This window comes from Microbacterium sp. H6 (assembly GCF_003314775.1).
GTDB lineage: Bacteria > Actinomycetota > Actinomycetes > Actinomycetales > Microbacteriaceae > Microbacterium > Microbacterium oxydans.
Genome location: NZ_QOAY01000230.1, coordinates 1 through 6,958, shown reverse-complemented (window position 1 = coordinate 6,958; position 6,958 = coordinate 1). Strand labels below are relative to the sequence as shown.

The following is a 6,958-nucleotide window of genomic DNA, read 5'->3' as shown; positions in this document are numbered from 1 at the left end:
CGCCACCGAGGTCGCCGACCTCGTGCCGAGCGTCCGCGGAGTGCTCTTCGCGAGCGCCGTCGAAGCCGTGTCCGACGGGAGGACGCAGGCGCAGACCGTCCCCGTTCGGCCGGAGGACATCGCCTTCCTGCAGCTGTCCGGGGGGACGACCGGCACGCCCAAGCTCATCGCCCGCACCCACGACGACTACCTCTACTCGGTGCGCGAGAGCGCGCGCATCTGCGGGCTGCACGCGCACAGCCGCATGCTCGTGGCGATGCCCGTGGCGCACAACTTCACGATGTCCTCTCCGGGCATCCTCGGCATCATCGCGGCGCACGGCACCATCGTCCTCACCACCGACCCGGACCCCGACACGGTGCTGGCTCTCATCGAGCGGCACGGCGTGACGATCGTCCCCGCCGTGCCTCCGCTCGTCCTCTCCTGGCTCAACGCCCCGCAGCGGCAGTCGCACGATCTGCGCAGTCTGGAGGTCGTGCAGGTGGGCGGGGCCAAGCTCAGCCGCAGCGTCGCCGAGCGGATCGAGCCGGCATTCGGATGTCGTCTGCAGCAGGTGTTCGGCATGGCGGAGGGGCTCGTGAACTACACCCGGCTCGATGACGACCTCGAGACCGTGATCTCGACCCAGGGCCTGCGCATCAGCGAGGACGACGAGGTGCGCGTCGTGGACGAAGCCGACCGTCCGGTGCCGCCCGGCTCGCCCGGGGCCCTGCTGACGCGCGGCCCGTACACGATCCGCGGCTACTTCCGCGCGCCGGAGCACGATGCACGATCGTTCACCGACGACGGCTTCTACCGCACCGGCGACATCGTGATCGAGCGGGAAGACGGCTATCTCACGGTCGTCGGCAGATCGAAGGACCAGATCAACCGCGGCGGCGAGAAGATCGTGCCGGAGGAGATCGAGAACGCGCTCCTCACGCATCCGGACGTGCACGACGCGGCGGTCGTCGGGGTGCCGGACGACGCGATGGGGGAGCGGGTGCACGCCTCCGTCGTGCTGCGCCCCGGCCCCGAGGGGGTTCTCCCGCCGGTGCGACCCGTCGACCTGCGTCGTCATCTCGCCGCCGTGGGACTGGCGGTATACAAGGTGCCCGACGTCTTCGCCCTCGTGCCTGAGCTCCCCGCGACCGGCGTCGGCAAGGTCGACCGTCGAGGGGTCGCCGCACACGAGGGGAGCCGTTCGTGAACGCGGCAGCTCTGGATGAGGGGAAGGACGTCCCCGAGACCGTCGATGTCGTCGGCGTCGGATTCGGGCCGGCGAATCTGGCCATCGCGATCGCTCTGCGCGAGCACGCGGAGGAGGGCAGACCGCTCGAAGCGGTGTTCTTCGAAGCGCAGGAGGAGCCCACGTGGCACCCGGGAATGCTGCTCGAGGACGCGAGCATGCAGATCTCGTTCCTCAAGGATCTGGTCACCTTCCGCAACCCGGTCTCCCCCTACTCGTTCGTTGCGTTCCTCCATCAACGTCAGCGTCTCGTCGACTTCACGAACCGCGGGTGCGCCGAGCCCCTGCGGATCGAGTTCGCCGCCTACCTGCGGTGGGTGGCCGAGGCGTTCGTCGACGTGGTCCGCTACGGATCCCGCGTCGAACGGGTCACCCCCGTCCGCATCGAGGGTGAGGTCGAGGCCTTCGACGTGCTGGTGGCGTCTGCAGACGGCGTGCGCACGGTGCGCGCCCGCAGCGTCATCGTCGCGGCGGGACTGCGGCCGCGATTCCCGGCCGGCATCGCCCCCGGCACGCGCGTGTGGCATTCGGCCGACCATGTGCACCGCGTGGGGCAGCTGCGCGCTCCGCGTCGTCTCGCGGTCGTCGGCACCGGGCAGAGCGCGATGGAAGTCGCCCTCGACCTGTCCGATCGGTTCCCCGAGGCCACGGTCCATGTGATCTCCTCCCAGTTCGGCGTCGCGCCGAGCGACCAGGGGCCCCTGGTGAACAGGATCTTCGACCCGGCGTCGGTAGACCTGCTCTTCGATGCCACCGATGCGGTGCGCGCCAGACTCGACGTGCTCCACCGGAACGCCAACAACGGCGTCGCCAGCTCCTCGGTGATCCGCGCCTTCTTCGACCGGATGTACCGCGATGCCTGGCTCGACCGCGAGCGCCTGGTGCTGCACCGCGTCAGTCGCGTCGTCGCCCTGGAGGAGGCCCCGTCCGTTGTGGAGCTGCGGGTCCAGTCGGACCTCGACGGTGATGTGACCTCCCTCCATGTCGACGCCGTCGTGTTCGGCACCGGCTACCGGCCCTTCGACACCGCGGAGCTGCTGCAGGACGACGTCGACCTCCTCCGCCGCGACGACGCCGGTCGGCCGGTGCTCCGCCGCGATCACTCGGCCACGCTCACCGAGCCGGGCTCGGCGCGACTGGTGCTCGTGGGACAGAGCGAGCACCAGCACGGTCTGACGTCGACGCTCCTGTCGACGACGGCCGTGCGCGCGGGGGAGATCGCCGACGCCCTGGTGGCCGAAGCCGCAGAGAACCAGCACTCGCACGACAGGTCGGCCGGAGCGCACACCGCCGACAGGAAAGGAACCCATGTCACCGTCTGAAGCCCTCGAGCGCGCCCGTGCGCTCGCCGCCGCCGTCGTGCCGGACGATCTCGCCGATGTCCAGGGGGACGAGGACCTCCGGGACTACGGGCTCGACTCGGTCCGCGTGATCGGACTCCTCACCGCCGTGCGCGATGCGGGCGGCGCGATCGAGTACGCCGATCTCGTCGGCGGACCCACCCTCGACATCCTCGCCGGGGCACTCGCCGCGGCGCACCCCGCACCCCAGGAAGGCGAATCATGAGCACCAACCCCTTCGACGACGAGGACGGCGTCTTCCTCGCACTCGTGAATGACGAGGAGCAGTACTCCCTGTGGCCCGAGTTCGCCGAGGTCCCCTCCGGCTGGCGGATCGTGTTCGGTCCGGCGAACCGGGCGGCGACGCTCGAGTTCATCGAGAAGACCTGGACCGACCTGCGCCCGCGTTCCCTGCGCGAGGCGATGGCCGCGGAGGAGGCGCGATGACCGCGGTCGCCCCTGCTCCGGTCGAGTACGTCGACTTCCCCGTGCGCATCCGAGAGGTCGAGGTCGTGCGCACCACCCGGCTCTCCGACACCATGATCAGACTCACCTTCGGCGGCTCGGGTGCAGAAGGGTTCGAGAGCGCGATCTTCGACGAGCACGTGAAGCTCATCTTTCCCGAGCCCGACACAGGCGAGTTGCGGCTGCCCCGCCCCGACGGCGACGAACTCATCTGGCCTCGTCCGATCCCGACCAGCCGCGAGTACACGATCCGCGCGCACCGACCCGATCTGCGGGAGATCGACATCGACTTCGTCGTGCACGCGAGCGGGCTCGCGTCGGACTGGGCGCGTGATGCGCGGCCGGGAGACAGGGTGCACGTCGCCGGCCCTCCCGGGGGATATCGCGTCAGCGACGACTACGACTTCTACGTGCTCGTCGCCGACGAGACCGCGCTTCCGGCGGTCGCCCGCTGGCTGGAGGAGAGTCCGCGCTCGCGAACGGGGGCTGTCGTGATCGAGGTCGAAGGGCCGGGATCGGAGCAGCCGCTGGAGACGCCGGAGGGCGTGTCGGTGACCTGGCTGCACGGCGGTGGGGCGGCGACCGACAACCTCATCCGCGGCGCTCTCGCCGTCGACATCCCCGATGGTGCGCGGGTTTTCGTCTGGCTCGCGGGAGAGGCCGGCGCCATCAAGCCCCTCCGACGCTGGGTGCGAGACGACCTGGGTCTGACCAAGCACCACTCGTCGATCACCGGGTACTGGAAGCGCGGCATCGCCGACACGCACGAGCACCTCGACGATGACGATGACGACAAGGACGAGGACGACGAGGACTGACCTCGCCCCGCCCGCCAGCCCGCACCGGGATCCGCTCCTGATCTGGACCCCTCCCACGAAGAGAAGACCGCGATGACCACGACCTCCCCCGTCCCCCCGTCCGACGACCGGCTGCTGAGCGCCGCCGAGCGCAGCATCGTCGACGCGCAGCTGCTGGACCCGGACTCCGACGTCTTCGTCGTCGCCGACCGGGTGGACATCGCCGGCGATGTCTCGACGGCGATGCTGGCCGAGGCGATCCGCGCCACGATCGCCGAGGCGGACACGCTGGGAGACCGGATCGTGATCGGGGACGATGGTGCCCCGTGCCGGGTGCGCAGCGATGCACCCGTGCGGATCGAGGTGCATGACGTCGCGGACCGACCCGATCCGGAGGCCGCAGCGGAGGCGCTGTTCGCCCGCGAGCTGGCACGCGGGCGCGGGGGGCTGGACGCGGATTCGCTGGTCGGACAGGTGATCGTGCGCACCGCAGCGGATCACGTGGTGTGGCTGCTGCGCTCGCACCATGCTCTCCTCGACGGCTACTCGATCTCGCTCATCGCGCATCGGGTGGCCGAGCGGTATCGCGTGCTCGTCGGCGCAGGCCCTCTGGGCGTCGGGTTCGCGCGCTCCTCCTCATTGCGCGACGAAGAACGTGCCTATGCGGAATCGGCCGTTGCGGACTCCGATCGGGCATCGGTGCGGAGCCTGCTCGACGCGGCCGTGGTCGTGGAGGATGCGGATGTCCCTACGCTCTCCGGAGGTGTTGCTCCGGCTGTGCGGCGAGCCCATACGGTCGACGTGCCCGTCTCGGCGCAGACGGCCGCCGACCTCGGGGCCGTCGCAGGATCCGACCGGCGTCTCACCTGGGCGGACGTGCACGTCGCCGCCTTCGCCGCGTTCGCGGGAAGGGCTGCCGGCGTGCCCCGTCTCGTGCTCGGCGTGCCCTTTGCCGCACGCGCGACCGGTGTCGCGGCCCGCACGCCGTCCATGTCGGTGAGTGTGCTCCCCCTCCCGGTGCGGGTCGATCCCGCCGACTCCCTGCTCGCCGTGGCCCTGCGCGTGAGCTCCGACCTCGGGGTGCTCCGGCGTGCTCAACGGACCAGAGGAGAAGAGATCTCTCAGGAACGCGGCATGCCCTCACTGCTGCGCGGACCGGGCGTGAACATCAAGCCGTACACCCCGGTGCTCGACTTCGCCGCGGCGGTGGGAACCGTCAGCACCGTCGCCGCAGGTCCCGTCGACGACGTCGACCTCACGATCATTCCCGCGGCGGACGGCGGTGTGCGTCTGCGACTGGAGGTCAACCCCGACGTGTACTCGCCGACGGAGGCGGACCGGATCGCCGGACGGTATGCGGGATTCCTCGCCCGGATCGCCGCCGAGCCCACGCGACCGCTCGGCCGCGCGGCCGCACTCGCGGACGGTGACAGCGGTGCGTCGGGTTCGGAGCCCCTACCGGACGGCGGGTATCCGCTCGTCGACATCTCCGAGGCGCTCGCGCGTGCCGTCGCGGCCGATCCGGAAGCGGTCGCGATCCGTGCGGGAGATGATGCGGTGACCTTCGCACAGCTGCAGGCGCGGGTGCGTGCGCTCGCCGCCGTGCTCGTCTCCCGGGGCATCGGCACCGACGACGTCGTCGCGATCGCTCTGCCGCGCGGCATCGATCTGGTCGTCACGATCTTCGCGGTGCTCGAAGCCGGCGCCGCCGTCGCACCGGTCGATCTCGCCTACCCGGACGAGCGGATCGCCTTCGTGCTCCGGCATGCGGACCCGCGACTCGTGGTCGCACTCGACGGATCGCCCGCCGCCGCACACCCGCGTGCGCTCGTGCTCGGCGAGGACGGAACGGCGGAGCTGCCGGCCGCTCGGGTCGATGCCGTCTTCCCGGTGCCGGCATCCGGGGCTCTCGCCTCGGTCACCTACACTTCGGGATCGACCGGCACCCCGAAGGGTGTCGGCGTCGGCCGCGGTTCGCTCGCGTTCTTCCTCGCGCATCACGCGGACACGCTCTTCCGGCCCATCGCTGCCCATGCCGGACGGAGGCTCCGCGCCGCGCACACCGCATCGTTCGCCTTCGACTCCTCCTGGGAGCAGCTGCTCTGGCTCCTGCTGGGCCACGAGCTGGTCGTGTTCGATGAAGAGGACCGCCGCGATGCCCGCGAGATCGTGGAGGCGGTCGATCGCCTGCAGATCGATGCCCTCGACGTGACCCCGACCTTCGCCTCCGCCCTCGTGGACTCCGGTCTGCTGGAGACCGCGCACACGCCGGCCCTCCTGCTCATCGGCGGCGAGGCCGCATCCCCCGAGCTGTGGCGGCGGCTGGCCGACGGGCCCGTCCACGCCCACAACTTCTACGGCCCCACCGAGGCCACGGTCGACGCTCTCGGCGCCGTCGTCGAGGGGCCGGAGCCGCGCATCGGTCGGGCGCTCGCCGGCACCGACGCACTCGTGCTCGACTCCGCGCTCCACCCCGTTCCCGTCGGGGTCTCGGGCGAGCTCGCGCTCGCAGGACCGCACCTCGCGCGCGGCTACCTCGGGATGCCGGGACTCACCGCCTCCCGTTTCGTGGCTGACCCCCGCGGAGGCGGTGGCCGCATCTACCTCACCGGCGATGTCGTGCGCGTCGAGGAGGACGGGCTGCTCTCCACCCGAGGTCGCCGCGACGATCAGGTGAAGGTCCGCGGACACCGCGTGGAACTCGGCGAAGTGCGCTCCGCCCTTGCCTCCCTCCCGCACGTGGCCCGCGCCGAGGCCATCGTCCGCGGGACCGGGGCGTCGGCGCGACTCCTCGCGTACGCCGTCCCCGTCGGATCGACGGACGCCGCGGGCGCCCTCGACACCGTAGTTCTCGACCCCGAAGCCCTGCTTTCCGCCCTGCGAAACCTGCTGCCCGATCATCTCGTGCCGCACGGCGTCGTCGTGCTGGACGGACTGCCGCAGACGGCGCACGGCAAGCTCGACGTCGCCGCCCTCCCGGATCCCGTGCGGAGCGCCATCACCGGGATCGCGCCCTCGAACGACCGGGAGCGCACGGTGTGCCGCGCGATCGCCGACGTGCTCGGGCTCGAGGAGGTGCCGGCCGACGCCGACGTCATCGTGCTCGGTGGTGACAGCATCTCGGTGAT

General features: G+C 71.1%; 6 protein-coding genes. All 6 read left to right on the top strand.

The annotated features are described in order from the left end of the window. The coding region (locus DSP71_RS14870) for a (2,3-dihydroxybenzoyl)adenylate synthase (protein WP_258546476.1) at nt 1–1,189 on the top strand (1,189 nt) is incomplete at its 5' end. After that, nucleotides 1,186–2,550, top strand: a complete 1,365-nt coding sequence (locus DSP71_RS14865) for a lysine N(6)-hydroxylase/L-ornithine N(5)-oxygenase family protein (RefSeq protein ID WP_058631977.1) — start codon at nt 1,186–1,188, stop codon at nt 2,548–2,550. The genes DSP71_RS14870 and DSP71_RS14865, both read left to right, overlap by 4 nt. Beyond that, a complete protein-coding gene (locus tag DSP71_RS14860; protein WP_113681471.1) occupies nt 2,537–2,794 on the top strand; it encodes a phosphopantetheine-binding protein in 258 nt (85 codons plus the stop codon). Before DSP71_RS14865 ends, DSP71_RS14860 begins: the two co-directional genes overlap by 14 nt. Next, entirely contained in the window at nt 2,791–3,015 is a 225-nt protein-coding gene (locus tag DSP71_RS14855) for an MbtH family protein (protein ID WP_058631979.1), read from the top strand. The genes DSP71_RS14860 and DSP71_RS14855 overlap by 4 nt, the downstream gene beginning before the upstream one ends. Next, a complete protein-coding gene (locus DSP71_RS14850) occupies nt 3,012–3,851 on the top strand; it encodes a siderophore-interacting protein (protein WP_113681470.1) in 840 nt (279 codons plus the stop codon). The genes DSP71_RS14855 and DSP71_RS14850 overlap by 4 nt, the downstream gene beginning before the upstream one ends. 72 nt (nt 3,852–3,923) lie before the next feature. Continuing rightward, nucleotides 3,924–6,958 (top strand): amino acid adenylation domain-containing protein (locus DSP71_RS14845; RefSeq protein ID WP_113681469.1); only part of this gene is annotated, 3,035 nt, incomplete at its 3' end.